Origin of the sequence: Allosediminivita pacifica, from assembly GCF_003054175.1 — a bacterium.
Classification (GTDB): Bacteria; Pseudomonadota; Alphaproteobacteria; order Rhodobacterales; family Rhodobacteraceae; genus Allosediminivita; species Allosediminivita pacifica.
Map to the genome: position 1 here is coordinate 1 of NZ_QBKN01000006.1, position 25,067 is coordinate 25,067.

26 protein-coding genes are annotated in these 25,067 nt (G+C 67.3%); 11 read left to right on the plus strand and 15 right to left on the minus strand.

The window, feature by feature from the left end; genetic code table 11:
* Window positions 1-321 precede the first annotated feature (321 nt).
* Window positions 322-900 (plus strand): VPLPA-CTERM sorting domain-containing protein, encoded by a 579-nt coding sequence (locus C8N44_RS05855; protein WP_107975252.1) that lies wholly within the window; start codon window positions 322-324, stop codon window positions 898-900.
* A 72-nt stretch (window positions 901-972) separates the two neighbouring features.
* Here C8N44_RS05855 and C8N44_RS05860 read toward each other — a convergent pair whose 3' ends face one another.
* The 3 genes from C8N44_RS05860 to C8N44_RS05870 all read right to left on the minus strand — a co-directional run bounded on the left by C8N44_RS05860 (window position 973) and on the right by C8N44_RS05870 (window position 4,909).
* Entirely contained in the window at window positions 973-2,160 is a 1,188-nt protein-coding gene (locus C8N44_RS05860; RefSeq protein ID WP_107975253.1) for an MFS transporter, read from the minus strand.
* A gap of 440 nt (window positions 2,161-2,600) precedes the next feature.
* Window positions 2,601-3,875, minus strand: coding sequence for a DEAD/DEAH box helicase (locus tag C8N44_RS05865; RefSeq protein ID WP_107975254.1), 1,275 nt, complete (start codon window positions 3,873-3,875; stop codon window positions 2,601-2,603).
* 266 nt (window positions 3,876-4,141) lie between these two features.
* Entirely contained in the window at window positions 4,142-4,909 is a 768-nt protein-coding gene (locus C8N44_RS05870) for a ZIP family metal transporter (RefSeq protein WP_107975255.1), read from the minus strand.
* A 225-nt stretch (window positions 4,910-5,134) separates the two neighbouring features.
* Here C8N44_RS05870 and C8N44_RS05875 point away from each other — a divergent pair, with 225 nt between their 5' ends.
* Window positions 5,135-6,301, plus strand: coding sequence for an alpha-hydroxy acid oxidase (locus tag C8N44_RS05875; protein ID WP_107975256.1), 1,167 nt, complete (start codon window positions 5,135-5,137; stop codon window positions 6,299-6,301).
* A gap of 140 nt (window positions 6,302-6,441) precedes the next feature.
* Here C8N44_RS05875 and C8N44_RS05880 read toward each other — a convergent pair whose 3' ends face one another.
* From C8N44_RS05880 to trpA, 4 genes are all read right to left on the minus strand, one after another.
* Entirely contained in the window at window positions 6,442-6,930 is a 489-nt protein-coding gene (locus C8N44_RS05880; RefSeq protein WP_107975257.1) for a DUF3291 domain-containing protein, read from the minus strand.
* 190 nt (window positions 6,931-7,120) lie between these two features.
* The gene (locus C8N44_RS05885) at window positions 7,121-7,777 is read right to left on the minus strand and encodes a DUF2971 domain-containing protein (protein ID WP_107975258.1); all 657 of its coding nucleotides are present in this window, start codon (window positions 7,775-7,777) and stop codon (window positions 7,121-7,123) included.
* Between the two features lie 1,275 nt (window positions 7,778-9,052).
* A complete protein-coding gene (locus C8N44_RS05890) occupies window positions 9,053-9,667 on the minus strand; it encodes an OmpW/AlkL family protein (protein ID WP_107975259.1) in 615 nt (204 codons plus the stop codon).
* Window positions 9,668-9,926: 259 nt separating this feature from the next.
* Window positions 9,927-10,718, minus strand: coding sequence for a tryptophan synthase subunit alpha (gene trpA, locus C8N44_RS05895; protein WP_107975260.1), 792 nt, complete (start codon window positions 10,716-10,718; stop codon window positions 9,927-9,929).
* A 143-nt stretch (window positions 10,719-10,861) separates the two neighbouring features.
* Between trpA and C8N44_RS05900 the strand changes: the two genes are divergently transcribed.
* On the plus strand, window positions 10,862-11,752 hold the full coding sequence (locus C8N44_RS05900) for an NAD-dependent epimerase/dehydratase family protein (protein WP_107975261.1): 891 nt from the start codon (window positions 10,862-10,864) through the stop codon (window positions 11,750-11,752).
* Here C8N44_RS05900 and C8N44_RS05905 read toward each other — a convergent pair.
* A complete protein-coding gene (locus tag C8N44_RS05905) occupies window positions 11,749-12,399 on the minus strand; it encodes a TIGR02453 family protein (protein WP_107975262.1) in 651 nt (216 codons plus the stop codon). The two genes, C8N44_RS05900 and C8N44_RS05905, sit on opposite strands and share 4 nt — an antisense overlap.
* A gap of 110 nt (window positions 12,400-12,509) precedes the next feature.
* Between C8N44_RS05905 and C8N44_RS05910 the strand changes: the two genes are divergently transcribed.
* The 4 genes from C8N44_RS05910 (at window position 12,510) to ychF (ending at window position 16,659) form a co-directional block, all read left to right on the plus strand.
* Window positions 12,510-13,142 (plus strand): DUF1007 family protein, encoded by a 633-nt coding sequence (locus tag C8N44_RS05910; protein ID WP_107975263.1) that lies wholly within the window; start codon window positions 12,510-12,512, stop codon window positions 13,140-13,142.
* Window positions 13,124-14,077, plus strand: a complete 954-nt coding sequence (locus C8N44_RS05915) for a nickel/cobalt transporter (RefSeq protein ID WP_107975264.1) — start codon at window positions 13,124-13,126, stop codon at window positions 14,075-14,077. The genes C8N44_RS05910 and C8N44_RS05915 overlap by 19 nt, the downstream gene beginning before the upstream one ends.
* 42 nt (window positions 14,078-14,119) lie before the next feature.
* Window positions 14,120-15,490 (plus strand): MATE family efflux transporter, encoded by a 1,371-nt coding sequence (locus tag C8N44_RS05920; protein WP_244641002.1) that lies wholly within the window; start codon window positions 14,120-14,122, stop codon window positions 15,488-15,490.
* Window positions 15,491-15,561: 71 nt separating this feature from the next.
* Window positions 15,562-16,659, plus strand: coding sequence for a redox-regulated ATPase YchF (gene ychF / locus C8N44_RS05925; protein WP_107975265.1), 1,098 nt, complete (start codon window positions 15,562-15,564; stop codon window positions 16,657-16,659).
* 10 nt (window positions 16,660-16,669) lie between these two features.
* On the opposite strand, the gene C8N44_RS05930 is transcribed toward ychF, so the two are convergent.
* Window positions 16,670-18,112 carry an alkaline phosphatase D family protein gene (locus C8N44_RS05930; protein WP_107975266.1) on the minus strand — a complete coding sequence of 481 codons (1,443 nt, stop codon included), beginning with the start codon at window positions 18,110-18,112 and terminating at the stop codon, window positions 16,670-16,672.
* A gap of 198 nt (window positions 18,113-18,310) precedes the next feature.
* Here C8N44_RS05930 and C8N44_RS23790 point away from each other — a divergent pair, with 198 nt between their 5' ends.
* Window positions 18,311-18,421 (plus strand): SDR family NAD(P)-dependent oxidoreductase, encoded by a 111-nt coding sequence (locus C8N44_RS23790; RefSeq protein ID WP_244641003.1) that lies wholly within the window; start codon window positions 18,311-18,313, stop codon window positions 18,419-18,421.
* Window positions 18,412-19,074, plus strand: coding sequence for an SDR family NAD(P)-dependent oxidoreductase (locus tag C8N44_RS05935; RefSeq protein ID WP_244641004.1), 663 nt, complete (start codon window positions 18,412-18,414; stop codon window positions 19,072-19,074). The genes C8N44_RS23790 and C8N44_RS05935 overlap by 10 nt, the downstream gene beginning before the upstream one ends.
* A gap of 62 nt (window positions 19,075-19,136) precedes the next feature.
* On the opposite strand, the gene C8N44_RS05940 is transcribed toward C8N44_RS05935, so the two are convergent.
* Together C8N44_RS05940 and metF are read right to left on the minus strand one after the other, a co-directional pair.
* Window positions 19,137-20,114: a type I glyceraldehyde-3-phosphate dehydrogenase gene (locus C8N44_RS05940; RefSeq protein WP_107975267.1), complete on the minus strand. Its 978-nt coding sequence runs from the start codon at window positions 20,112-20,114 to the stop codon at window positions 19,137-19,139.
* Between the two features lie 88 nt (window positions 20,115-20,202).
* Window positions 20,203-21,069: a methylenetetrahydrofolate reductase [NAD(P)H] gene (gene metF / locus C8N44_RS05945; protein ID WP_107975268.1), complete on the minus strand. Its 867-nt coding sequence runs from the start codon at window positions 21,067-21,069 to the stop codon at window positions 20,203-20,205.
* Between the two features lie 90 nt (window positions 21,070-21,159).
* On the opposite strand from metF, the gene C8N44_RS05950 reads away from it, so the two are divergent.
* Window positions 21,160-22,065, plus strand: a complete 906-nt coding sequence (locus tag C8N44_RS05950) for a LysR family transcriptional regulator (RefSeq protein ID WP_107975269.1) — start codon at window positions 21,160-21,162, stop codon at window positions 22,063-22,065.
* 52 nt (window positions 22,066-22,117) lie between these two features.
* On the opposite strand, the gene C8N44_RS05955 is transcribed toward C8N44_RS05950, so the two are convergent.
* Window positions 22,118-22,324: a cold-shock protein gene (locus C8N44_RS05955; RefSeq protein ID WP_107975270.1), complete on the minus strand. Its 207-nt coding sequence runs from the start codon at window positions 22,322-22,324 to the stop codon at window positions 22,118-22,120.
* A 208-nt stretch (window positions 22,325-22,532) separates the two neighbouring features.
* On the opposite strand from C8N44_RS05955, the gene C8N44_RS05960 reads away from it, so the two are divergent.
* The gene (locus C8N44_RS05960; protein ID WP_107975271.1) at window positions 22,533-22,844 is read left to right on the plus strand and encodes an arsenate reductase family protein; all 312 of its coding nucleotides are present in this window, start codon (window positions 22,533-22,535) and stop codon (window positions 22,842-22,844) included.
* Here the strand turns inward: C8N44_RS05960 and C8N44_RS05965 are convergent.
* From C8N44_RS05965 to bufB, 3 genes are read right to left on the minus strand one after another with little or no spacing between them, the layout of a single operon-like run.
* The gene (locus C8N44_RS05965; protein ID WP_107975272.1) at window positions 22,826-23,392 is read right to left on the minus strand and encodes a DoxX family protein; all 567 of its coding nucleotides are present in this window, start codon (window positions 23,390-23,392) and stop codon (window positions 22,826-22,828) included. The genes C8N44_RS05960 and C8N44_RS05965 overlap by 19 nt on opposite strands.
* Window positions 23,389-24,222 carry an HvfC/BufC N-terminal domain-containing protein gene (locus C8N44_RS05970; RefSeq protein WP_245412989.1) on the minus strand — a complete coding sequence of 278 codons (834 nt, stop codon included), beginning with the start codon at window positions 24,220-24,222 and terminating at the stop codon, window positions 23,389-23,391. Before C8N44_RS05970 ends, C8N44_RS05965 begins: the two co-directional genes overlap by 4 nt.
* Window positions 24,219-25,067 carry an MNIO family bufferin maturase gene (gene bufB / locus C8N44_RS05975; protein ID WP_107975273.1) on the minus strand — a complete coding sequence of 283 codons (849 nt, stop codon included), beginning with the start codon at window positions 25,065-25,067 and terminating at the stop codon, window positions 24,219-24,221. The genes C8N44_RS05970 and bufB overlap by 4 nt, the downstream gene beginning before the upstream one ends.

The window sequence follows — 25,067 nt, forward strand, 5'->3', positions numbered from 1 at the left end:
ACATCAGGTCTCGTGCCAAGCTGGTCTCCATCGCAGATACCAGCTTGAATCACGCCTTCCGGTCGGCGTGAAACCCTTTTGTCAACACGGCCTAGGTTGCTCTCACGGCTGAATGTCCTTTTCGCGATCAAATTTCGTAAACTCCTCTCAACAATTTCTCGTCTCGCCGGGATCGGGTGCCGCAGGGGCAACAATTGGAGAGGTTGACGTTACGTCTTTTTGTCTTCCGCTGTATGCGCAGACTGTCAGACCTTACGTCACCGTCACGCCCTTCGAGTGACACAATGTTCGTGCACGCCAAGGCGCCACGGAGTTTTCGATATGTTCAGTAAGATCCTCACAGCCGTCGCTGCACTCGCCCTCTCGACCGCGGCCGCCGGCGCCGCGACCCTCAACGAAGCCGATTTCGGCGAGTTCGGCGATACCTACGACTCGCCCACGAATTTCAGCGGGTACAGCACCATCATCGGCAGCTCCAACGGGTCGGAGGATTTCGAGTACTTCTGGTTCGACAGTCTTCAGGGCGGAAGCAGTCTCGACTTCACGCTGACCAACGCTGGCAGCGGATCGAACATGCTGATCCGGCTTTCCGCGACGCCTTTCACCATGGCCGAATGGGACTGGACCATCCAGGACGACGAATTCGACGCCGAGAACATGGAAGGGCGTGAACTCTACGCCAACCAGTGGGCCTCCGAAGACAGCTATTCCTTCCTCGTCCCCGAGGATTACGACGGGCCGGTCTACGGTTTCGCCCGCTTCTACAGCACCAACTCGCCCTCGAGCTTTACCGTCAATGCCAATGTCTCCGCCGTGCCGCTGCCGGGCGCCTTGGGGCTCATGCTTGCAGGGCTCGGTGCCATCGGCGTGGTCACCCGCGTGCGTCGCAAGGCCGCCTGATCTTCCGAACCGGACCGCAAAAAAAAGGGCGCGCTCCCGGGTGGAGCGCACCCTCGTCGCAACTGGTCGGGATCACCCGACTGTCACGGAGCTGCCGACCGGGCGTTGCATTCTCAGCGCCCCCAGCCCGATCAGTGCAAGAAGCGCTGCCGCCAGCGGCACGGCTGCCACGCCGAACCCAAGCCCGATCACCGCGCCTCCCACGGCCGCGCCGACGGCGTTGCCTAGGTTGAAGGCCGCGATGTTCATCGAAGCGGCCAGGCTCGGTGCATCCTCGGCGGCCCGCATCGCGCGCATCTGCAGGGCGGGCACGCAGGCAAAGGCCGATGCCGACCACGCGAGCGTGCCGAGTATCGTCCCTGGAATAGACCCAACCATCAGAGGCAGCGCCAGCGAGGTCACGGCCAGGGCAGCCATGGCCTGCATGGCACCGTGGCGTAGGGACCGGTCGGCGAGCTTGCCGCCAAGCCAGTTGCCCAGTGTCAGCCCGACACCGATCAGCACGAGCAACAGCGTCACGAAACGGGGGCCGGCTCCGGCCACCTCTTCGAGGAAGGGCGCGATATAGGTGTAGACCGCGAAGAACCCGCTCGCGAAAAGTACGGTGGCGGCCAGCGTCACGAGCATCTGGGGCCGCAGCAGCGTTGCCAGTTCACGGCGCACCTCGGCGCGGCGGCCCGGCTCTCCCTCGGGGAGGGCAAACGCCAGCGCGGTGAAGGCGATGATCCCGAGGCCCACGGTAACGGCAAAGGCCGCGCGCCATCCGATCGTCTCGCCCATCCAGGACGATGCGGGCACCCCGCCGATATTGGCGATGCTTGTCCCCATGAACATGATCGCCAGTGCGCTGGCGCGTTTCTCGGGCGGCACCACGCTTGTGGCCGCCACGGCGCCGAAGCCGAAGAATGCGCCTTGGCAGAGGCTGGTGATCAGGCGTCCGGCCATGAGCGACCAGTATTCGGGTGCGACCGTCGAGACGAGGTTGCCGATGATGTAGATCGCCATGGCGATCAGCAGCGCGCGCTTCTGTCCGAAGCGGGCAAGGTAGAGCGTCATGAAGGGAGCGCTGATCATGACGCCCACGGCGTAGGCGGTGACCAGCTGCCCGGCGGCCGGGATCGAGACGTCGACGCCCTCGGCGATCGCGGGGAGGAGCCCCATGGGGGCGAACTCCGTGGTTCCGATGCCGAACGCACCAAGGCCGATGGCGAGCAACGCAAAGCGCCGTGTAGGGGCAGGCGAGGGGGCTCCTCCGGGCATATGGGGTCTCCTGGGATGGGGTGGTCGCGCGGCGGCCTTTTCGGCGCTTCCGCGCGAGCCTTTCCCATCCGACCTAGCCCTCGGGTCGTCCGTCCTGAATGGCGTTCGGATCACTGTCGCCCATGAGCCGCCTTCATGAATCGGGCTGTTCATCGCCACGCGCTGAGGTCTGACGAGCACTGTGCTGATTGCGGTTCCTCGCGGCCACGCCACCTCCCGGTAAACACTTCGGAGTTCTGGCAGCGGCCTCTCTATCCTGAAGGAAACGCGAAGGGCGGGACGCGCATTTTGCGCATCCCGCCCGGGACAATCCTACCAAAGGGTTAACTCTTCTCTGTAACCCATTGATTTATATACGCTGAAGATGTGTCCCGGCCCGGGACATGCCCGGGCCGGGACATGCCCGGGACGTCCCGGCCCGGGAGGCCTCCGGATCGCGATCAGGCCGCCCGGCGTGACCGGCGGCGGCGCGCTTGGCCGCCCGGTTTGCCTGCCGACTGGGGCTTGCCTTGGCCCTGACCGCGCCCGCGGCCACGACCGCCTCCGCCACCACCGCGGCGGCCCGGCTTTTCGGCCTCCGAAGCCGCCGGACGGCTGCCCGAGGCGACGGGGATATCGATCTTCATCAGCTTCTCGATCTGGCCGAGCAGGCCGACCTCTTCGGGCGAGCAGAGCGAGATCGCCTCACCCTCGCGCCCGGCCCGCGCCGTCCGCCCGATCCGGTGCACATAGTTGTCCGGGGTCTCGGGCAGGTCGTGGTTGATCACGTAGGCCACGCCCGGAATGTCGATTCCCCGCGCCGCCACGTCCGTGGCCACGAGGATGGTCGTCGTCCCGTCGCGGAAGGCCTTGATCGCCCGGTCGCGCTGACCCTGGCTCTTGTTGCCGTGGATCGAGGCGGCGTTGTAGCCGTCCGCCACGAGGCTCTTCATGAGCTTCTCGCAGCCGTGCTTGGTCCGCCCAAAGACCAGGGTGAGCGCGTCGCGATCCGCAGAGAGGATCTCGCGAAGCTTGTCGCCCTTGCGGTTCCTGTCGAGGAAGTGGACCGACTGGGTGATCTTGTCCGCCGCCTTGCCCGGAGGCGAGACCTGCACCCGCTTCGGGTTGTTCAGGTAGGCACGCGACAGCTCTTCCATCTGCTTCGGCATGGTGGCCGAGAACAGCATGGTCTGGCGCGGCGTGCCGAGCGCCGGCGCAATCTTGCGCAGCGCGTGGATGAAGCCGAGATCCAGCATCTGGTCCGCCTCGTCCAGCACCAGGTGCTGCACGGTGCTCAGATCCACGGCGCCCCGGTCCATAAGGTCCATCAGGCGGCCGGGCGTCGCCACCAGGATATCGGTGCCGCGGCTGAGGAAATTGATCTGGCGGTTGATGCTCTGGCCGCCGACGACGGTGCCGATGCGCAGGTGGGTGTCACCCATCAGGCCACGCAGGCTCTCGGCGATCTGGTTCACCAGTTCGCGGGTCGGGGCGAGCACCAGTGCCTTAACCGACTTGGGCGCGGGTTTGCCCTGCCGGCTCAGCAGATGGTCGATGAGAGGCAGGCCGAAGGCCAGCGTCTTGCCGGTGCCGGTCTGTGCCAGCCCGAGAATGTCGTGCCCGTCGAGCGCGAGCGGGATCGCTTCGTTCTGGATCGGGGTGGGTTCGTTGAAGCCCGCCTTCTGGAGGGCGGTATTGAGGGTCGGCGCGAGGCCGAGCATGTCGAAATCGAACAAGTTGCTTCCTTTGCAGCCGCGAGGGCACACATGCCGGCGGCAGATCGCGTGGTCCCGCCAAAGGGCGCGACGCGCGAGAGGGTGCAGCGCGGCCTCGGGATACACGGGCGTGTCCCGCGTTTCCGGCCGTCGCTTCAGAACCCTGCGTGATGGGGAACCGGGATGGGTGCGCTGTGGGCGTCTTCTCGCCCTGCCTGCTCACGCGGCGGCGCAGCGTCCTGCCTCATATGCGTCGTGGCGGGTGCCCTGTCAAGCTTGCGCCGCCGTCAGCCCAGGATCACGTCCAGAAGCATCATCAGGATGAGCCCGAAGATCAGCCCGCGTGTGGCCCTGTCCTGGTGTCCGTGACGGTGGGTTTCCGGGATGATCTCGTGACTGATGATGTAGAGCATGGCGCCCGCCGCAAAGCTGAGCCCCAGTGGTAGCGCGAAGGCCGACACCTGCACCGCCGCGACGCCGATGACGCCGCCGATGGGCTCGACCAGTCCCGTCAGTGTCGCGATCCAGACCGACCGCAGCCTGCCGTAGCCCTGGCCGCGCAGCGCCACAGCCACGGCGAGCCCTTCGGGCGCGTTCTGCAGGCCGATCCCGGTGGCCAGCGACATGCCGTTGGTCACGTCCCCGCCCCCGAAGCCGACGCCGACGGCCATGCCTTCGGGAAAGTTGTGGATCGTGATCGCCATCACGAAGAGCCAGATCTTCGGCAGGGCCCCGGGGTCCGAGCCTTCGGGGCCCGAGACGAAGTGTTCGTGCGGGATGCGGGCATTGAGCGCCGCGACCATCCAGGCGCCGAGCGCGATGCCGAGCCCCGCGACCAGTGCGGCCGCGGTGGTGCTGCCATAGATTTCTTCGCCGCGGGCGACCCCGGGAAGGATGAGCGAGAAGAACGAGGCCGAGATCATCACGCCGGCTGCAAAGCCCAGAAGCGTGTCGCGGTTCGATCGCGAGATCGTCCGACCGAAGGCCACGGGAAGCGCGCCCACCGCGGTCATCATACCGGCGCAGAGGCTGGCAAGAAGGCCCCAGAGAATCATGCCCACGTCCTCGGCGGGCCGAAACTGTTGCGATCGAGTGCGTATCTTGCGGCCATGAGAGCTCCTTTGCGCCGGATGCCATCGCCATTGGAACAAGGTTGCAACCCGGAAACCGCGCCACGCGGCGCTTTGTCCGGCAGCCGCACATTGCGCGTCCCGCACCCCATCGGTAAGAAAACCTAACCAATCCTGACGAAACGCCGGCCCCAAGGTGGAGAACACGCCATGCCCGTCATCACCGAGATCGAAGACCTCAAGCGCATCTATCGCCGTCGGGTGCCCAAGATGTTCTACGATTACTGCGAGTCCGGGAGCTGGTCGGAGCAGACGTTTCGCGAGAATGTCAGCGATTTCGACAAGCTCTATTTCCGGCAGCGCGTCGCCAGGGACATGGCGGGGCGCAACACGCGGACGCAGATGCTGGGCGAGAATGTGGCGATGCCGGTGGGGCTGGCGCCGGTGGGGCTGACGGGGATGCAGCATGCCGACGGCGAGATCCACGCGGCGCGGGCGGCGGAGAAGTTCGGCGTGCCCTTCTGCCTCTCGACTCTGTCGATCTGCTCTATCGAAGACGTGGCGGCGCACACGAGCAAGCCCTTCTACATGCAGGTCTACACGCTCACCGACGACGACTTCATGCAGCGGCTCTTCGACCGGGCGAAGGCGGCGGGGTGTTCGGCGGCGGTGGTCACGGTGGACCTGCAGATCATGGGGCAGCGCCACAAGGACATCAAGAACGGCATGTCGGCGCCGCCGAAGCTGACGCCGAAGAGCGTGGCCAACCTCGCCACCAAGGTGGGCTGGGGCCTGGGCATGCTGCAGACCAAGCGGCGGGCCTTCGGCAACGTGATCGGGCACGCCAAGGGGGTGACCGATCCCTCGTCGCTGACCACCTGGACGGCCGAGGCCTTCGACCAGTCGCTCGACTGGGACCGCATCCGGCAGTTCCGGAAGATGTGGGACGGCAAGCTCATCATCAAGGGGATCATGGACCCGCGCGACGCGCTCGAGGCGGTCAATGTGGGGGCCGATGCCATCGTGGTGTCGAACCACGGCGGGCGGCAGCTCGACGGGACGATCAGCTCGATCCGGGCGCTGGAGAAGGTGGTCGACGCGGTGGGCGACAAGATCGAGGTCCACCTCGACAGCGGCATCCGGTCGGGGCAGGACGTGCTGCGGGCGGTGGCGATGGGGGCCAAGTCCACCTGGATCGGGCGGGCCTTCGTCTACGGCCTCGGCGCCATGGGAGAGAAGGGCGTGACCCGCGCGCTGGAGGTCATCCAGAAGGAGATGGAGACCACCATGGGGCTCTGCGGGGTGACCGACGTCAAGGATGTGGACCGGGATATCCTGATGGTGCCCAAGGGCTTTTCGGGCGACTGGGCCGAGTGATCCGGGACGTCCTCGCCGGGACGTCGCGGGGGTGTCCCGGGCCGGGACGTCTTTGTCCTCTATATAAATCAATGAGTTAAATATTCGAATTAACCTCGTCGCAAGATTGTCCCGCAGGGACAGGGGCGCGGGCGGTCCGTCTAGGGCTCGGACACCGGCCCCCGGTCGCGGAGCGCTTCGCGGAAGGTGAAGGCCTCGGGCGAGGGGCCGTGGGCGTGCAGCGCCTCGATCCGGGCGACGCCCTCGGCCCAGGTCGGGCGGTCCTTGCGGCGGTGCCTCCAGAGCACGTAGGGTGGCCATCGGGGCTCCACGAACCACTTGCGCCCCTGCGCCATGGCACGGGCATGCAGGCCGCCGTAGATCCAGTCATGGGCCGAGGCCGCATCGCGCCAGAGCGAGAGCGTCGAGGGGGCCCAACCGTCGCCATTGTCCTGCCAGAACCCGGGATAGACCTGCGGCCCCCAGCTTTCGGGGCCCTCGGGTTCGTCCGGATAGCCCGACCGCGCGATCAGCCCCGGCGCCGCATCGACGCGCGCAAAGACCGGATCGTTCAGCGCATGGAAGCCGTCGTTGGCCGGGTCCTCGGATGGCCTGGCGAACTGGCCGAAGGTGTAGAGGGCGAGGGGCATGGGCGGGATTTGGCAGGGCGGTGTGTCGGGTGCGTTTGGGGAGGGGCGGCGTTTCAAGCTTTGCAGACTTGAGCGTTGTCGGCAAAGCTGAAGTTAGTAGCGGATGCCGAAAAAGGTAGCTTAGAGTCCACATTGGCTGATGCTACGGACAACACCATGTTCGCAATGCGCTCGGTGTAGTTCGAGACGCTCAAAGCTGTTTTTGGAGACCAGCCGATTTCTGAGTTGTCATTCGAAATCCCTTGAACTCCGCACGAGCAGTTTGAAAGCTGATGCCCTCGGATTTCAATTCAGATGAGAGTTGTTCGGCATGTGAAGTTTGATATCTTGCGCCAAGAATAACCTCTTTTAGGGGGGTTGTCTCGTTGAAATCCGTGAAGAAGTTATTGCCCTCACGAATGCAATTCTTTAATGGGCGAACCAGCCGAAACTCTTTCTCGTAAGACCATTCACTATGCTTTGTCCGCAATAATTTTTGGACTAAGATCTTCATGGATGCTCTGGAGTGGTCGACATCCATCGTGGGCTTGATCCGATTTTCTACGTAGTCAATCTTAAACAGAAGCCGCTCAGGGATCTCAAAGCCCAATGCGACGCCTTTGTGGGAATCCGCGTAGTGAGCCCACATTAGTGGCTGAGACCAATTGCTTGAGAAAGAAATTATTCCATTGTCCTCAGTGACAATTTTTCGAAACTCTTTGGCCCAAGCTCGTACACTCTTCTCACCCAGATCAAGCGAAAGATACTCAAATGGATCATTCAATTCGTCAATCGGCGATACTTTGAGGCGCCGCTTGGACAAAGCTTCAAGCCCCCATTTGGCGGGATAGAATTTATAGACGCGCATGTGGTCTGTCTAATGCCGATTGCTGGGCAGGGCAACACAGTCGGCTCGCTGCGGATATTGGTGGCGCCCGGACGAAGAGTAACTACGTCCGTAATCCGGGCGGTTGATCAGCCCGCCGCATCTGGTAGCGCAAAGAAGTCTGGAACGACGCCCGAGTGCGAAGCCCCCTGCGCGGGATCAAGGGCCGCAGGCCCGCCGCGCATCGCAGCCGCGCCCCCACGCGGCGGCGATTTGGGGACGCTGGGTGCTTCGTGTTGGGGTCTTTCGGAGTTGCTGAGATAAAGCGCGCGGATCAGCGGGTTGGATCGCCACCGCGCGCGGCTGCGATGCGCGGCTTCGCGCCTTGGATCGGGCGGCGGTGCAGTGCTGGCCGCTCTGCCTTTTGAGTGTGCAGCCCAAGCGCGGAGACGAGGCTCGCCGCGCATTGTCATGCTGGAAGCATGCCTCCGGCATGACCGCGCTCCCACGCGGCGGTGATTTGGTGAAGCTAGGCGCGTCGTGTCGGGGTCTTTCGGGGTTGCCGGGATAGAGCGCGGGGATCGACGGTCGGGATCGCCACCGCGCGCGGCTGCGCTGCGCGGCTTTACGCTTTGGTTCGGGCCGCGGTTCAGTGCTGGCCGCTCTACCTTCCGAGTGTGCAGCCCAAGCGCGGAGACGAGGCGCGCCGCGCATCGTCATGCTGAAAGCATGCCTCCGGCATGACCGCGCCCCCACGCGGCGGCGATTTGGCTGAGGCTGGGTGCGTCGTGTCGAGGTCTTTCGGGTTTGCCGGGATAAAGCGCGCGGATCAGCGGGCAGGATCGCCACCGCGCGCGGCTGCGCTGCGCGGCTTTACGCTTTGGTTCGGGCCGCGGTTCAGTGCTGGCCGCTCTGCCTTCCGAGTGTGCAGCCCAAGCGCGGAGACGAGGCGCGCCGCGCATCGTCATGCTGAAAGCATGCCTCCGGCATGACCGCGCCCCCACGCGGCGGCGATTTGGCTGAGGCTGGGTGCGTCGTGTCGAGGTCTTTCGGGTTTGCCGGGATAAAGCGCGCGGATCAGCGGGCAGGATCGCCACCGCGCGCGGCTGCGATGCGCGGCTTTGCGCTTTGGATCGGGGGAGAAGGATTCCCAAAGAGGCTGGTTGGTCGCCCGACCAGATCGCCGGAGCGGCGGCAGGGAGGCGAGGCGGGCGTGACTTTGTCGGCGCTTCACAAAAAATGGTGCCGCCCCCGGGGCGGCACCAGTGGGAATGGACGGACTCTGTGGGGTCAATGCCGCCCCGTCCCGAGCGGCGCTCAGAAACGGTGAACGAAGGAGGCGCCGATCGCGACCGGATTGATCTCGGCGGTGCCGATGGAGTCTCCGTTCAGCTTCGCGTCGGTTTCGATGTTCATGTAACGGACGTTCAGGCGCAGGGAGTCGCGGTCGGAGATCGCCCAATCCGCGCCGACGGTGGCGGCAAAGCCGAAGCTGTCCTCCAACTCCAGATCGCCAAGGTCTGTCTCTTCGTCGAAGAAGGTGGTGTAGTTCAGGCCGGCGCCGAAGAATGGCGTGATCTTGGTCTGCGTCGGGACATGGTAGACCAGCGACACGGTGGGCGGCAGGTGCCTGGTCGAGCCGATCTTGGAGCCGCCGAGGGAAATATCATGCTCGAAAGGCGTCGCGGCCAGGAGCTCGATGCCGAGGTTGTCGCGGATGAAGTATTCGCCGGTCAGCGACAGCTGCGTGTCGTCGTCGACCTCGGCGTCCGCGCCGGCGAGGGTGCCGCTGTCGTCCTGCGGGGAGACCTTGATGACCCCGATGCCGAGGGTCCAGTCCCCCTGGGATTGCGCCATGGCAGGCCCAGCGAGAGCGGTGGAAAGCGCGCCCACCAGGAGAGGGGAGCCGAGGCTGAGGTTTACGAGCTTCATGGGAGTGGTCCCTTCCTTCTTCGTTGTGACGGGAAGGTGGCACAGAGGGACGGCCCGGAAACTGATCCAGGCCAAAGGGGGGCGCGCTTTCCGTTTGAAATCAAAGGATAAAACGCATGGCCGCCATGCGTTTGGCGCAAGGGGGAGATGGGTCGGCGATGCGCGCGGGGGCGCTGCGGACGCGGGCCCGGGTGATGTGTTGCCGTGCAATTGGCGTCGGCCTGCGGAACGAAGCGGGCGGCTTGCGCCGCCCCTTGCCTCAGACTCGGTGGGCGCCCTCGGCGAGGCCCTTCACGAAGTCCAGCACCTGCGCGACCGGCTTGCCGGCGGCGATCTCGCTCACGATGGCGGAGCCCACGACGCAGCCGTCGGCGACGCCCGCGATCTCGGCCGCGGCATCCGGCGTGCGGATGCCGAAGCCCACGATGACGGGCAGGTCGGTCTGGGACTTGATGCGCGTGACCTCGGGGGCGACGTCGGTGGACTGGGCCGCGGCCGAGCCGGTGATGCCGGTGATCGAGACGTAGTAGACGAAACCGGAGGTGTTCTCGAGTACCTTGGGCAGGCGCTTGTCGTCGGTGGTGGGCGTGGCGAGGCGGATGAAGTTCAGACCGGCCTTGTGGGCGGGGATGCAGAGCTCGTCATCCTCTTCGGGGGGAAGGTCCACCACGATGAGCCCGTCGATGCCGGCCTCGGTCGCGTCCTTGAGGAAGGTCTCGACCCCGCGGTTGTAGATGGGGTTGTAGTAGCCCATGAGCACGATGGGCGTGTCGACGTCCTCCTCGCGGAAGCGGCGCACCATCTGGAGCGTCTTCTCCAGCGTCTGGCCGCCTTCGAGCGCGCGCTGGCCGGCGAGCTGGATGGTGGGGCCGTCGGCCATGGGGTCGGTGAAGGGCACGCCCAGCTCGATCACGTCGACACCGGCGGAGGGCAGCCCCTTCATCACTTGAAGCGAGGTTTCGAGGTCTGGGTCGCCCGCCATGATGTAGGCGACGAAGGCCTTGCGCCCCTGGCTGCGCAGGCTTTCGAATTTGGTGTCGATGCGGGTCATTGGGTCCTCCGGCTGATTGGTGATCCCTTGCCGGATGGGCGGGGGAAAATCAATGGCATGGCTGCGCGGGGCGGGCAGATGCGGGCTTGACGGCGGCGCGTGGAGCGCCAGCCTCTGCGGCAGCACAGATGGAGGAGACGGAGATGCGCATTTTCTTTACCGGCGGTTCGGGCAAGGCCGGGCAGCACGTGGCGCCCTGGCTGGCGGCGCAAGGGCACGATGTTCTGAATGCCGACCTGAAGCCGCTGGGGGCCGAAGGCGTGACCGACCTGATCACCGACCTGACCGACCCGGGGCAGGTCTGGAGCGCGATGACGTCGTTCATCGGGCTGGACGAGTTCGAGACCGGGCCCGCGGCTCCGGGGTTCGATGCGGTGGTGCATTTCGCGGCGATCCCGCGGGTGGGGATCGTGCCGGATCCGGAGACCTACCGCATCAACACGCTGTCGACCTACAACGTGCTCGAGGCGGCGACGAAGCTGGGCATCCGCAAGGTGATCTTCGCCTCGTCCGAGACGACCTACGGGATCTGCTTTGCCAAGGGCGAGCGCAAGCCCGAGTACTTGCCGGTGGACGAAGAGCACCCGACGGTGCCCGAGGATGCCTATGCCATGTCGAAGGTCGCCAACGAGGTGACGGGGCGCAGCTTCCAGCGGCGCACGGGCGCAGACATCTACGGGCTGCGGATCAACAACGTGATCGAACCGCATGAATACGAACGCGATTTCCCGGCCTACGTGAAGGACCCGGGGCTGCGGCGGCGCAATATTTTTGCCTATATCGACGTGCGCGATCTTGGCCTGATGGTGGACTGCGCTTTGAAGACCGACGGGCTGGGCTACGAGGTGTTCAACGTGTCGAACGATGACCTGTCGGTGGGGGCGAGCAACGCCGAGGTGCGCAAGCGGTTCTACCAGGGCGTGCCGGTCAAGCACGAGATGGGCGCGCAAGAGACCTTCTATTCCAACCGCAAGGCGCGCGAGATGCTGGGCTTTGCGCCGCAGCACAGCTGGCGCGACGTGCTGTCGGGCTAGGTGCCGGCGAGGACCGTGGCGAGCCAATGCTGCAGCGGCGCGAGGGCGGTGAAGGCCCGTTCCAGCGCGGCCCGCGGGTCGTTGCGGAGCGCTGCGTCGAGATTGTCCTGCCAGGCGACGAGACCCTTGCGGCGCAGCAGGGCCTCGCGCGGGTGCTCGGCGCTGTAGGGCGCCGGAACCCGCGCCAGTGCCGGGGCGTCGAGGCGCCAGCCGGCGCCTTCGAGCAGCTTGGCAAGGCGGCTGCCGCCGGGGGCTGCGACCGCACGGTGGTATGCGGCGAGGACCTCTGCGGTGAACTCCATCACGCCGGCGCCGGCGGTGGCGTAATCCGGCGAGAGCCCGAAGAACCAGCCGCGCCCGTCGGGATGGGTCCAGAGCAGGTGCAGGTGGGTGTTGTAGGGGCGCTTGTCCTCGGAAAAGCGCATGTCGCGATGAGGGCGGAAGAGCTTGCCGCGCGTCCTGCTGCCGCCAAGGCGGGCGAGGCGGGGCGCGAGATCGGCCAGCAGCTTTTCGGCCGGGCGCTTGAGATCGCTGTCGTAGCGGGCCTTGTGGGCCTGGAACCAGTCGCGGTCGTTGTTCGTCGCCAGTTCGCTGAGAAAGGCGCGGGTGTCGTCATAAAAATGGGTCAGGTCGATGGCTTCCGCCATGGACGCCTCCAGCGCCGCCCTGCGAGAAATCGCTCACAGGATAACACGCCACGGTGTGCGCCGGTTCGCATTTCTTGCGGTGCCCCAAGGACTGCACTAAGCGATAGCTCATGTTTCAGCGTTGCTGCTTCCTTTTTCTTGCGATGATGGCGGCCGCCCCGGCCGGGGCGCATCCGCATGTCTTCGTGGACAGCGACCTGCACCTGATCCTGAACGACAGCGGCGAGGTCACCGGGGTCGATGTCACCTGGACCTACGACGACTTCTTTACCCTGCTGATCCTCGAGGACATGGGGCTCGATCCCGACGGGGACGGGGTGCTGACCGACGAGGAACTGGAGCAACTTCACGGCTTCGACCTGGTGGAGTGGCCACCGGGATTCGAGGGTGATCTCTACGTGCACCGCGATGGCGAGAAGGTCGAGCTTGCGCGCCCGACCCCCACGGCGATCGCGGTCGAGGACGGGCGGATCGTGGCCTCTCATCATCGTCCGATCCCGGAGGTCCCGGCGCAGGACATGCTGCTGGAGCAGTACGATCCGACCTATTACGTGGCCTATACGCTGACCGACGTGAGCGTGGAGGGGCCCTGCCGCTCCGAGATCACGCCGGCGACGCCGGGCGAGGCCGACAAGGCGCTGGCAGAATCGCTGAACACCGCCTCGGAGGACATGTTCCAGACCATCGAACTTGGCGTGCATTTCGCGGCGGAGGTACGACTCGCGTGCGAACCGCGCTCCTGATCGCGGCGCTGGCGGTCGTCGCGGCCGCGGTCTGGCTCTGGGGTTTCGGCGGCGACGACCGGCTGGCCGTCTGGGCGGCAAGCGGCCAGCGCGAGGCGCAGACGGCGATGGCACAGGGGCTGCGGGCGCTGCGCGCGGGCGAGCCGGGGGCGCTGGCGGCGCTGCTGGGTGTCTGTTTTGGCTACGGGTTCTTCCACGCGGCGGGGCCGGGACACGGCAAGATCCTGATCGGAGGTTACGGTGTGGCGCGGCAGGTCACGCTCTGGCGGTTGTCGGCGCTGGCGGTGGCCTCGAGCCTTGCGCAGGCCGCGGCGGCGGTGCTGCTGGTCTACGGGGCGCTCTGGCTGCTGGGCTGGGGCCGGACCGAGATGGAGGGCGCGGCGGAGCGCTGGATGGCGCCGGCCTCTTACGGGGCGATTGCGCTGATCGGGGTCTGGCTGGCGCTGCGGGGCCTGCGCGCGCTTTGGCGGGCCCGGCGGGCCGGGGCGCACGATCATCACCATCACGACCATGGCGATCACGCCCACGGGCATCACGATCATGACCACGGTCACGATCATGGCGCGGTCTGCGCCACCTGCGGACACGCGCACGGGCCAAGCCTGGAGCAGGCCGAGAACGTGCATTCGCTGCGTGACGCTCTGGCGGTGATCGGCGCGGTGGCGATCCGCCCCTGCACCGGCGCGCTGTTCCTGCTGATCCTGACCTGGCGCATGGGGCTGGATCTTGCCGGCATCCTCGGGGCCTTTGCCATGGGGCTGGGCACGGCCACGGTGACGGTCGTCGTCGGAGTGGCCGCGGTCACGCTGCGCCAGGGCGCGCTCACGCGGCTCGCCGCGGGTCCGGGGGCTGCCTGGTCGCTTGCCGCCATCGAGATGCTGGCGGGGAGTGTCATTGCGGTGATTGCCGGCGAGTTTCTGCTGCGCGCCATCTGATCGAAGATTGCCCTGCGCGCGGGGCCGTGCCAAAGCCGCCGCATGGCACAGATGCACACCATGACACGGGGCGCGCATGCGCGCGCGATCCTGAGCCTCGGCCTGCCGCTTGTCGGCGGGCACGTGGCGCAGTTCGCCATCGGCCTGACCGACACGGTCATGATGGGCTGGTACGGTGTGCCGGAGCTTGCTGCGCTGGTGCTGGCGCAGTCGCTGTTCATGACGCTGTTCCTGTTCGGATCGGGCTTTGCCTGGGCGGTCATGCCGATGGTGGCCGATTTCGCCGCGCGCGGGGACGAGGTGATGATCCGCCGGTCGACGCGCATGGGCCTGTGGCTGTCGATCCTGTTCTTCGTCGTCGTGATGCCGCTGATGTGGTGGTCGGCGCCGATCCTGCGCGCCATCGGGCAGGAGCCGGGAGTCGCGGCCAATGCCCAGCTTTACCTGCGGGTGGCGGGCTGGGGCATGCTGCCGGCGCTGGGTGTCATGGTGCTGAAGAACTACCTCGCGGGCCTCGAGCACACGCGGGTGGTCTTCTGGGTGACGGTGGCGGCGGCGGTGGCCAATGCGCTGGCCAACTACGTGCTGATCTTCGGGCATCTGGGCTTTCCGGAACTGGGGATCACCGGGGCGGCGCTGGCCTCGCTCGTGTCGCACGGGACGATGCTGGTGCTGGTGGCGGCCTATGCCTTGCGCAAGCTGCCCGATCACCAGCTGTTCGTGCGCTTCTGGAAGCCCGACTGGGAGATGTTCGGCAGCGTGTTCCGGCTGGGCCTGCCCATCGGGGTGACGACGCTGGCCGAAGTGGCGCTGTTTGCGGCGACGGCGGTCATGGTGGGCTGGCTGGGCACGGTGCCGCTGGCCGCGCATGGCATCGCGCTGCAGATCGCGACGGCGAGCTTCATGGTGCATCTTGGCCTTTCCAATGCGGCGACGGTGCGGGCCTCCAACGCGCAGGCCAAGGGCGACGCGCCGCGGCTGGAGCGCGGCGCCTCGGTCACGGTGATGCTGTCGCTGGGCGTGGTGGCTCTGGCGACGGTGGTGTTCCTGACGGTGCCGAACGTGCTCATGGGGCTCTTCGTGGCGCCCGACGATCCGGACCGGGCGGCGATCCTGTCGGTGGGTGCGGCGCTGCTGGCCTTTGCGGCGCTGTTCCAGCTCGTGGACGCGATGCAGGTGATCCACCTGGGCGTGCTGCGCGGCTTGCAGGACACGCGGGTGCCGATGATCATGGCGGCGGTGGCCTACTGGGGCGTGGGGCTGCCGGCGGCCTGGCTGTTCGGGTTTCCGCTGGGCTATGGTGCGCCGGGGGTCTGGTTCGGACTGGTGCTGGGCCTTGGGGTCGCGGCTGTGCTGCTGGGCTGGCGGTTCTGGCGGCACGCGCTGCCGGAGCAGAGGGCTGTGGCGGGCTGAGGCCGCGCCCGCTTGCGCCTTGCGGCGCGGGCCCCTAGAAGCGGCGCCAGCATTGGCCAAGGAGCGAGAACATGGGCTTTCGGATGGGGATCGTGGGGCTGCCCAACGTGGGCAAGTCGACGCTGTTCAACGCGCTGACGCGGACTGCCTCGGCGCAGGCCGCGAACTTTCCCTTCTGCACCATCGAGCCCAACGTGGGCGAGGTGGCCGTTCCCGACACGCGGCTGGACAAGCTCGCGGGGATCGCGAAGTCCAAGCAGATCATCCCGACGCGCATGACCTTCGTGGACATCGCGGGTCTCGTGAAGGGTGCGTCCAAGGGCGAGGGGCTGGGCAACCAGTTCCTGGCCAACATCCGCGAGGTCGATGCCATCGCCCACGTGCTGCGCTGCTTCGAGGATGACGACGTGACTCACGTCGACGGCCGCGTGGACCCGGTGTCGGATGCCGAGACCATCGAGACCGAGCTTATCATCGCGGACATGGAGAGCCTCGAGAAGCGGCTTCAGAACATCGTCCGCAAGGTGAAGGGCGGCGACAAGGAGGCGATCCAGCAGGAGCGCCTGATGAAGGATGCGCTGGCGGTGCTGGAAGAGGGCAAGCCCGCGCGCATGGTCGAGGTGGCCGAGGATGACCAGAAGGCCTGGCGGATGCTGCAACTGTTGAGCTCCAAGCCTGTGCTCTACGTCTGCAACGTGAACGAGGCGGACGCCGCCACCGGCAACGCGCTGTCCGAGAAGGTCGCCGCCATGGCGGCGGAGCAGGGCAACGGCCACGTCGTGATCTCGGCCCAGATCGAGGAAGAGATCAGCCAGCTCGACGCCGAGGAAGCCGCCGAGTTCCTGGAGGAGCTGGGGCTGGAAGAGGCCGGGCTCGACCGGCTTATCAAGGCGGGCTACGACCTGCTGCACCTCGAGACCTATTTCACCGTGGGCCCCAAGGAGGCGCGCGCCTGGACGATCAAGACCGGCACGCAGGCGCCGCAGGCGGCGGGCGTGATCCACGGTGACTTCGAGAAGGGCTTTATCCGGGCCGAGACGATTTCCTACGACGACTTCATCGCCCACAACGGCGAGCAGGGTGCCAAGGACGCGGGCCGGATGCGCGCCGAGGGCAAGTCCTATACCGTGAAGGACGGCGACGTCCTGCACTTCCTCTTCAACAACTGATGCACCCGCGTCACTGCCGCTGAAGCGGCAGCGGCGCGGTCATGCCGCTTTCCTCGAGATCCCAGCGGGCGGACCAGTCCGCGCCTTTGCGTGACAGGATCAGGTAGTTGCGTTCGGCCACGTAGCGGTGCGGCTGGCCGGGCAGGGTGCGGATGGCGATGGGGTGGCCCTGAAGCGGGTCTTCGCCCAGCCACGACAGCGCGCCGAGGAACCGCGCCCAGGCCTTTGGCGGCGCGCGGTGCGCCACGCCCGAAGCCACGAGCTGGTTCAGGACATCGCCATTGCCGAGGTCCATGACCGCGCGGGTGGCAAGGTGGATCTCGCCCGACAGGACCGTCACGGCCTGGCCGTCATTGCGGGCCATGTCGCGCACCAGCCGCAGCATCCGCCGCCATTCGCCGCGATGGGCGCGGCTTTGCCACTGGTCGCGCAGGTCGTCCTCGTATTCCTGCATCTTGGGGATCGCGACCATGACGGCTTCGAGCAGCGACAGGCGGGGGCCGAGGAGCGGCACGCTCGACAGGATCATCGCGTGGCCTTCGCGGGGGCGGGTGGCCTCGAGTTCCATCATCTTCCAGCCGCCGGGGCCCATGACGGCGCGCCTGTTGCGTTCGCCGCGCAGGTCGGGGGCGATGATCGGCAGGCCGGGGGCCTCGACGCGCCAGCCGAGGTGGGTGCCGGTGGGATCGGCGAAGCGTCCGGGCAGGTCGCCGTCGGCGCAGGCGTGCTGGAAGGTCAGGAAGGCCTCGCGCGCGGCGGCGAAGAGCGTCTGGCCCACGGCGGAATTCGTGCGCCGTCCGGGCAGGGACCCCCAGCCGTCGCAGATGTCGTGGTCGTCCCACTGCATGAGCGAGGGCACGCGCGCGGCGATCCAGGCGAATTCGGGCGAGGCATCGAGCGTCGCGTAGCGTTCGAGGAAGCGTTCGCGCAGGTGCGTGGTGAGCGAGGCGAGTTCCTGCGGGCTCGGGTCATCGGGCACCTCGTCGGGCCAGTCGTCGCTGAGCGCGTGGCCGCGGGTGACCTCGTCGGCATAGACCTGGTCGCCACCATGCAGCAGGAGCGAGAAGGGCGCGCGGCGGTGTTCCTCGCGCAGGCGGGCCCACATGGCGTTGCGCTCGGAGCCTTCGCGGTCGAGGTCGCCGATTTCCTCGCCGTTGCAGGAGACATAGGCGAGGCGCAGGTCGCCGGTGAGGTCGGCGGCAACCTCGTAGGTGGTGCCGTCCCATGTGTAGCTTGCCGCGCGGTCGGCGGGCAGGGTGAAGCGCGCGCGCCAGACGGTGACATCGGTATAGTGGGCGAGCGGTTCGGGGGCTGTGGGCTCGGCCTCGGTCTCGACCGGGGGCGGGGTGTCGCCCTTGGGCGCGATGAACAGCGCCGCGAGGTGCAGGGTCGCGTCGGTGATGTCGTCGAGGATCAGAACCGGGCCGACCGGGCGGGAAAGCGAGACTGTCATGACCGGGGAAGTAGCTGCGCCGGGTGAGCGGGCAATTCGGGATCTGAGGGGATCGGCGGGTTTTGGCATGGTCGCATAGAGTTGCGTGCGCCAGCTGCGGGAGGCTTGTGCATCTGCACAGTTTTCGCGCAGCGGCCCGCCGCATACGTGATTGGTGTGCCCCGGTATACAGGGCACGGTAACTATCGGAGATATCTCATGGATTTCGAGAACAAGGTCGTCCTGATCACCGGTGCCGCCGGTGGCATCGGCATCGCCGCCGCGCGCAAGTTCGCGGCAGAGGGCGCGAACTTGCGCTGGTGGACCTGAGCCGCGAGGCGCTGGAAAAGGCGGCGTCCGATCTCGACGGGGCGCTTCTGGTCGCGGCGGATGTCTCGAAGGAAGAGGACGTGAAGGCCTATGTCGACCAGACGGTCGAGGCCTTTGGCCGGATCGATGTCTTCGTGAACAACGCCGGGATCAACGGCGACTTCAAGCCCATCACCGAACAGACACGCGAGAACTATGCCAAGGTGCTGGACATCAACGTGATCGGCGTGGCGCTCGGGCTGAAGTACGTCGTGGCGCAGATGCAGAAGCAGGGCAGCGGCGCCATCGTCAACACCGCGTCGAACGGCGGTCTTCTGGGCGCGCCCGGCATGAGCGCCTACGTCGCCTCGAAGCACGCGGTGCTTGGCATCAACAAGTCCGTGGCGCTGGAAGTGGCCGGTGACAACATCCGGGTGAACGCGGTCTGCCCCTCGGGTGTCGATACGCAGATGATGCGGTCGATCGAGGCCAACGCCATGAAGGGTCGCGAAGAAGAGGCGCGCAAGCAGTTCGAGAGCTCGGTGCCGCTGGGCCGCTATGCCGAGGCCGACGAGATCGCGGACCTGATGCTGTTCCTGGCGAGCGACAAGGCGAGCTTCATTACCGGCGCCTACTACCGCATCGACGGGGGCGGCGGCGCGACGTCGGTCTGATCCCCCTCACCCTAGCCCTCTCCCCCGAGGGGAGAGGGGACCTGTTGCGCGTGTGGCAGATCTCAGCTCGTCATCCGACGGGCCATGTCGCGCATGCGGGCGGAGAAGCCCCATTCGTTGTCGTACCAGCCGAAGATGCGCGCCTGGTCGCCGGTGACACGGGTTTCGTGCGGGGCGAGGACGAGGCTTTCGGGGCGGCCGCGCAGGTCGGTCGAGACCGTGGGGTCCTCGGTAAGGCCGATCACGGCGCTGTCGTTCGCCATCTCGCGCAGGGCCTGCGCCATGTCGGCGGGCGGTGCCTTGAGGCGCACGGTGAGGTCCACGGCGGAAACCGAGATCGTGGGCACCCGCACGGCCGCGCCGGTGACGCGGCCGGCGAGGTCGGGCAGGACGCGGTCGATGAGCTTCATGGCGCTGGTGGTGGTGGGCACCATCGAGACCGCCCCGGCGCGCGAGCGCACCAGCGTGTCGCCGCGCGGCGCGTCGACCATGGGCTGGCTGCCGGTGTAGCAGTGGATCGTGGTCATGTGGCCGGTCAGGATGCCGAAGCGGCTCTCCAGCTCGCGCAGCAGCGGGGCCAGCGCGTTGGTGGTGCACGACGCGTTCGAGACGATCCGCGCCGCGCCCATCTGGTCTTCGTTGGCGCCCATGACGCAGGTCACGTCGGCGCCCTCGCAGGGGCGGGAGACCAGCACGCGGGTGGCGCCCGCGTCGAGGGTGCGCAGGGCGTCGTCGCGCGTTTTTACCTTGCCGGTGCATTCCATGAGCAGATCGGTGGCGCCGAGGTTCAGGGCGCCCGGGTCGGCGATCTGGGTAAGGGGGATGACGCGGCCGGACACGTGCAGGGCGCCGTCGCGGGCCTCGGCCCGCTGCGGCAGGGGCCCGTAGACGCTGTCGTAGTTCAGCAGGTAGGCGCAGGTTTCCGGCGGGGCGATGTCGTTGATGCGGGTGATCGTGATGTCATCCGCATGTGGGTCGGTGAGGACCTGGCGCAGGATGGTCCGGCCGATGCGGCCGAACCCGTTGATGGCGATGCGCATGGCGCGCCCCTTTCCGCAAGCTGGCGCCGGGGCGGGGCCCCGGTTTCGCGCGCAACCTTGCCCGGAACGGCGCGGGCTTCAAGCGGCGTCAGGCGACGTTCTCGAGCCGCACATCGGGGGTGACGCCAAGCGCATGGCAGACGTCGCGGGTGAGCTCGGGGCGGTTGAGGGTGTAGAAGTGGAGCTTGTCCACGCCGCCCTCGATCAGTTCCGAGCACAACTCGGTGCAGATGGCGGTGGCCAGCAGGTCCGAGCGGCCGTCGCGTTCGGCCTTCTCGAAGGCGTCGATCACCCATGCCGGGATCTTGGTGCCGCAGCTTTCGGCGAAGCGGCGGGCGCCCTTCCAGTTCTCGATCGGCAGGATGCCGGGCACGATGGGCTTGTCGATGCCGGCCTTCACGCAGGCGTCGCGGAAGCGGAAGAAGGTGTCCGCCTCGAAGAAGAACTGGGTCAGCGCCTCGGTCGCGCCGGCGTCGAGCTTGCGCTTGAGCCAGTCGATGTCGGCGGCGCCATCGGCGGCCTCGGGATGGACGTCGGGGTAGGCGCCGACGCGGATGTTGAAGTCGCCCTCGGAGGCCAGCGATTCGATGAGCTCGACGCTGTTGGCGTAGCCTTCGGGGTGGGGCGTGAAGCCGTCCGCGCCCTTCGGCGGGTCGCCACGCAGGGCGACGATATCCTTCACGCCGGCATCGGCGAAGCCGCGCACGATCTCGCGCGTCTCTTCCTTGGTGGCCTCGACGCAGGTGAGGTGGGCGGCGGTGCGCAGGCCCGAATGCTTGTGCAGCGTGGCCACCACGTCGCGGGTCAGGTCCCGCGTGGTGCCGCCGGCCCCGTAGGTCACCGAGACGAAGCGCGGGTTGAGCGGCGCAAGCACCTGCACCGTGTCCCACAGGCGGAAGGTGCCTTCGATGTTCTTGGGCGGGAAGAATTCGAGCGAGATCTCGGGGCGGCGCATATGGCAGGCTCCTGTTGGTGTCTCGCCTCTTGTCGCATGCGCAGCATTGTGAGACAAACTCATAAATCTCAAGACCAATATGAGCGCAGCATGCATATCGAGTTCCGCCACCTGCGGACCATCAAGGCGATCCACGATCACGGGGGGCTGGCCAAGGCGGCCGATGCCCTCAACATCACGCAATCGGCGCTGAGCCACCAGATCAAGGGGCTGGAGGACCAGGCGGGCGTCGAGCTTTTCGTGCGGCGATCGAAGCCCATGAAGCTGTCGCCCGCGGGGCAGAGGCTTTTGCGGCTGGCCGAGCAGGTGCTGCCGCAGGTCGAGGCGCTGGCCGAGGAATTCTCGGGCCTGCGCAGCGGGCAGACCGGGCGCATGCACATCGCCATCGAATGCCACGCCTGCTTCGAGTGGCTGTTCCCGGTGCTGGAAAGTTTCCGGAAAAGCTGGGGTGACGTGGACGTGGACATCCGGCCCGGCCTTGCCTTCGACGCGCTGCCCGCGCTCATGAAGGAGGAAGTCGACGTGGTGATCTCGTCGGACCCCGAGGACCTGCCGGGCGTGACCTTCACGCCGCTCTTCGAATACAGCCCCGTCTTCGTGGCGGCTTCGACCCATCCGCTGGCGCAGAAGCCCTGGATCGACGCAGCGGATTTCCGGGGGCAGACGCTCATCACCTACCCGGTAGAGCGCTCACGGCTCGACATCTTCAGCCAGCTTCTGACACCCGCAAAGGTGGAACCGGCGGCGATCCGGCAGGTGGAACTGACGGCGGTGATCCTGCTGCTGGTGGCCTCGAACCGGGGCGTGGCGGTACTGCCCGACTGGGTGGTGCGCGAGGTGAAGTACAATTCCGACTACGTCACCCGCCCGCTGACCGAAACCGGGCTCACGCGACGGCTCTACGCGGCCTCGCGCACGGGGGACCTGGAAAAGCCCTTCATGCGCGACCTGATCCGGCTCGCGGGAGAGGAAGCCCGCCGCCTTCAGGCCGCGTGAGGGAACTGTCGATGAACGAGGGGGCGGGGCGATCCGCCCCCGCGGCGCCCGCTCAGAGGGCGCGCAGGTCCGAGGCCATCATGCGGCCGTCGCGGCCTTCCTTGAGCTCGTAGGCCACCTTCATGTTGTCGGCGAGCCCCGTCATCCCCGAGCGTTCGACGGCCGAGATGTGCACGAACACGTCCTTGCCGCCTTCCTCGGGCGCGATGAACCCGTAACCCTTCGTGGTATTGAACCATTTCACGGTGCCGTTCGGCATGTTCCCCGTGCTCCTTTCCCAGTCTCGCTTCACCCCGCGCGGGGCATCCTCCTGTCACCTCCGAAAGCACTGGGCGGGCGGGCAGGCCCGGTCCAAGCCACGAATGTCACGCCTTTCATTGGGAACAATGGCGCTGCAAAAAACAAGATTGCATCGATGGGGCGCCTGCGATTCGGCGCTTATTTGTTCGTGAAGGAGACGAGAGGCCATGATCATCTACGGGTTGAAGACCTGCGACACTTGCCGCAAGGCGCGCAAGGCGCTGCCGGAGGCCGATTTCGTCGACATCCGCGAGGCAGGCCTGCCCGAGGGGCTGCCGGAGCGCGCGCAGAAGCGATTCGGAGACAAGATCCTGAACACGCGCTCGACCACCTGGAGGGGGCTGTCGGAGGACGAACGGGCGGGCGATCCGCTGACGCTGATCGCGGCGCATCCGGCGCTGATGAAGCGCCCGCTGATCGTCGATGGCGACGAGATGCACCTGGGCTGGGACAAGACGGTTCAGGCGGCGCTGACCTGAGGAGCCGGGCGGCGGAAGAGCAGCGCGTCGAGCGACAGCCAGCCGCCGCCCTTCAGCACCAGCGTGACCATTGCCAGCATCCAGAAGGCGCGCTGGTCGAGGATCAGCCCGTCCGGAAGGCCGTCGAACCAGGCCCCCAGGGTGCCCTCGTGGGCGATGCCGCCGTGGCCGTAGAGATCCGTGAGGCTCTGCACCACGACGAAGCCGATCATGGCAAGCGCGGCGAGCCGGGTCAGAAGCCCCAGAACGATGAGCGTGGGCAACACGAACTCGGCCAGCGTGCCCGCGACCACGACGGCCCAGTGGAGGGGGCCGAGCTGCGAGACATCGTAACCTGCGGCCTCCATGGCGCGGGGAAATATCTGCGCGTAGGCGCCGAGCGAGGGCTGGAATATCCCCAGCGGCCCGTCGCCGAGCTTGGTTGCCGCCGCGCGCCAGAAGTAGACAAGCAGCGTTCCCGCAAAGACGAGGCGCGCGAGCAGCGGCAGGAGGCCCGCGGTCCTGGTTTCGAGCGGCTCCCCGAGGCGGGCGTAGCGGGCGATCGTCATCGGCGTGTCTCCTTGGGGGCGGCCAGCGCGCCCTCGCGCAGCAGCAGGGTCAGGGTTTCGGCGGCATCCGCGTCGGCTGCGGCGATGGCGGCACCGAGCGGGGCGCTTTCGGCGAAGGCTGCCACCATGGCGGCGCCGCCGGGGGGTAGCAGGTGCGCGTCCGGGTCGAAGCCGGGGCGGGTGATCAGCACGTCCTCAGCCCGCGCAGCGGGGCGGGGGCTGCCGGGCTGCATGGCGAAACGGTAGACCGAAAACACCGGCCAGGCGGATCGCAACAGCGCGGCGGCGGGTACGAGCGACAGGCAGGTATCCTCGTGCAGCCCCGCCAGCGTCTCGGGCCCAATCGGCGTGGCGTCGGCGGCGTGGTAGGCGTGGCGCAGGGCCAGCTCCAGCCGCGCCACGTCGGGCAGGTAGCCGAGGCGGCCGGGGGGCAGCCGCGTGGCGAGGAACTCCGGGAAGCCCGCGCCGTAGCGCTGCATGACGGGGGCGGCGGGGTGATGTTCCTGCAGGAAAGCCCGCGCGAGCCCGTCGAAGTTCGCGGGTCCAAGCAACCGCGCCACCGCGGGGAAGCCGCTCTCCAGCGCCTCGCGCAGGCCCACGGCCACGTTGTTGCGGTAGACGTCGAAACGCCGCCCGGCGGGCCGCCCCGCGCCGTCGGTCAGACCCGGCGGCACGCCGGACCCGGACGCCAGCCGCGCGCGGAAGGCCCGCTCGGAGGGCGACAGGCCCCCTGCTTCTTCTTGGTCCAAATATTCCGGGGGAGCCGCCCGCAGGGCGGTGGGGGCAGAGCCCCCTTCTTCCGTCAGGGGCAGGCGCGCGTCCGAACTCATGCGGGCACCCGGGCAAGCGCCCCTGCGGCGCGCAGGGCCTCGGCGCGCAGGACGGGCCAGTCGGGCACGTCGGTATCCCACTCGATCAAGAGCGGCCGGACGCCGCCGCGGTAGAGCACCCGGTCCAGAAGCGCCCAGACCGGATCGGCGACCTCGCGGCCGTGGCTGTCGATCAGCAGGGGGGCGCCGTGATCGTCGTGATCCTCGTCGTGCCCGCCGAGGTGGATCTCGCCGACGCGGTCGAGCGGGAAGGCGTCGATGTAGGCCTGCGGCGCGTAGCCGAGGTTGGTCGCCGAGACGAAGACGTTGTTCACGTCGAGCAGCAGCCTGCAGCCGGTGCGGCGGGCCACTTCTGAGAGGAAGGCGGGTTCCTCCCAGGTGCTTTCGGCGAAGGCGAGGTAGCTCGAGGGGTTCTCGAGCAGCATCTGGCGGCCGAGGGCCTCCTGCACCTGCTCCACGTGTTCACAGACGCGCGCCAGCGTGGCGTCGGTATAGGGCAGGGGCAGCAGGTCGTTGAGGAAAACGCCTTCGTGCGTCGACCAGGCGAGGTGCTCGGAAAAACTTGCCGGGGACAGCCAGCCCACGAGGTGCTTCAGCCGGGCGAGGTGGTCGGGGTCGAGCGGCTCGGGGCCCCCGATCGACAGGCCCACGCCGTGCACCGAGATCGGGAAGCGTTCGGCCAGCGCGCGGAGCTGCGCCAGCGGGCGGCCGCCGTCGCCCATGTAGTTCTCGGCGTGGATCTCGAGCCAGCCGACCGGGGCGGGGTCGTCCATGAGGTCGGCGAAATGGCGCGACTTGAAGCCGACGCCGGGCAGGGATGGCAGGGGGGATGCGTGATCGAACAT

Excerpts from the sequence above, each read along its gene's own strand:
- C8N44_RS05855 (WP_107975252.1), top strand. The coding sequence starts at position 322 with ATGTTCAGTAAGATCCTCACAGCCGTCGCTGCACTCGCCCTCTCGACC.
- C8N44_RS05860 (WP_107975253.1), bottom strand. The coding sequence starts at position 2,160 with ATGCCCGGAGGAGCCCCCTCGCCTGCCCCTACACGGCGCTTTGCGTTG.
- C8N44_RS05870 (WP_107975255.1), bottom strand. The coding sequence starts at position 4,909 with ATGATTCTCTGGGGCCTTCTTGCCAGCCTCTGCGCCGGTATGATGACC.
- C8N44_RS05875 (WP_107975256.1), top strand. The coding sequence starts at position 5,135 with ATGCCCGTCATCACCGAGATCGAAGACCTCAAGCGCATCTATCGCCGT.
- C8N44_RS05880 (WP_107975257.1), bottom strand. The coding sequence starts at position 6,930 with ATGCCCCTCGCCCTCTACACCTTCGGCCAGTTCGCCAGGCCATCCGAG.
- C8N44_RS05885 (WP_107975258.1), bottom strand. The coding sequence starts at position 7,777 with ATGCGCGTCTATAAATTCTATCCCGCCAAATGGGGGCTTGAAGCTTTG.
- C8N44_RS05890 (WP_107975259.1), bottom strand. The coding sequence starts at position 9,667 with ATGAAGCTCGTAAACCTCAGCCTCGGCTCCCCTCTCCTGGTGGGCGCG.
- trpA (WP_107975260.1), bottom strand. The coding sequence starts at position 10,718 with ATGACCCGCATCGACACCAAATTCGAAAGCCTGCGCAGCCAGGGGCGC.
- C8N44_RS05900 (WP_107975261.1), top strand. The coding sequence starts at position 10,862 with ATGCGCATTTTCTTTACCGGCGGTTCGGGCAAGGCCGGGCAGCACGTG.
- C8N44_RS05905 (WP_107975262.1), bottom strand. The coding sequence starts at position 12,399 with ATGGCGGAAGCCATCGACCTGACCCATTTTTATGACGACACCCGCGCC.
- C8N44_RS05910 (WP_107975263.1), top strand. The coding sequence starts at position 12,510 with ATGTTTCAGCGTTGCTGCTTCCTTTTTCTTGCGATGATGGCGGCCGCC.
- C8N44_RS05920 (WP_244641002.1), top strand. The coding sequence starts at position 14,120 with ATGGCACAGATGCACACCATGACACGGGGCGCGCATGCGCGCGCGATC.
- ychF (WP_107975265.1), top strand. The coding sequence starts at position 15,562 with ATGGGCTTTCGGATGGGGATCGTGGGGCTGCCCAACGTGGGCAAGTCG.
- C8N44_RS05930 (WP_107975266.1), bottom strand. The coding sequence starts at position 18,112 with ATGACAGTCTCGCTTTCCCGCCCGGTCGGCCCGGTTCTGATCCTCGAC.
- C8N44_RS23790 (WP_244641003.1), top strand. The coding sequence starts at position 18,311 with ATGGATTTCGAGAACAAGGTCGTCCTGATCACCGGTGCCGCCGGTGGC.
- C8N44_RS05940 (WP_107975267.1), bottom strand. The coding sequence starts at position 20,114 with ATGCGCATCGCCATCAACGGGTTCGGCCGCATCGGCCGGACCATCCTG.
- metF (WP_107975268.1), bottom strand. The coding sequence starts at position 21,069 with ATGCGCCGCCCCGAGATCTCGCTCGAATTCTTCCCGCCCAAGAACATC.
- C8N44_RS05950 (WP_107975269.1), top strand. The coding sequence starts at position 21,160 with ATGCATATCGAGTTCCGCCACCTGCGGACCATCAAGGCGATCCACGAT.
- C8N44_RS05955 (WP_107975270.1), bottom strand. The coding sequence starts at position 22,324 with ATGCCGAACGGCACCGTGAAATGGTTCAATACCACGAAGGGTTACGGG.
- C8N44_RS05960 (WP_107975271.1), top strand. The coding sequence starts at position 22,533 with ATGATCATCTACGGGTTGAAGACCTGCGACACTTGCCGCAAGGCGCGC.
- C8N44_RS05965 (WP_107975272.1), bottom strand. The coding sequence starts at position 23,392 with ATGACGATCGCCCGCTACGCCCGCCTCGGGGAGCCGCTCGAAACCAGG.
- C8N44_RS05970 (WP_245412989.1), bottom strand. The coding sequence starts at position 24,222 with ATGAGTTCGGACGCGCGCCTGCCCCTGACGGAAGAAGGGGGCTCTGCC.
- bufB (WP_107975273.1), bottom strand. The coding sequence starts at position 25,067 with ATGTTCGATCACGCATCCCCCCTGCCATCCCTGCCCGGCGTCGGCTTC.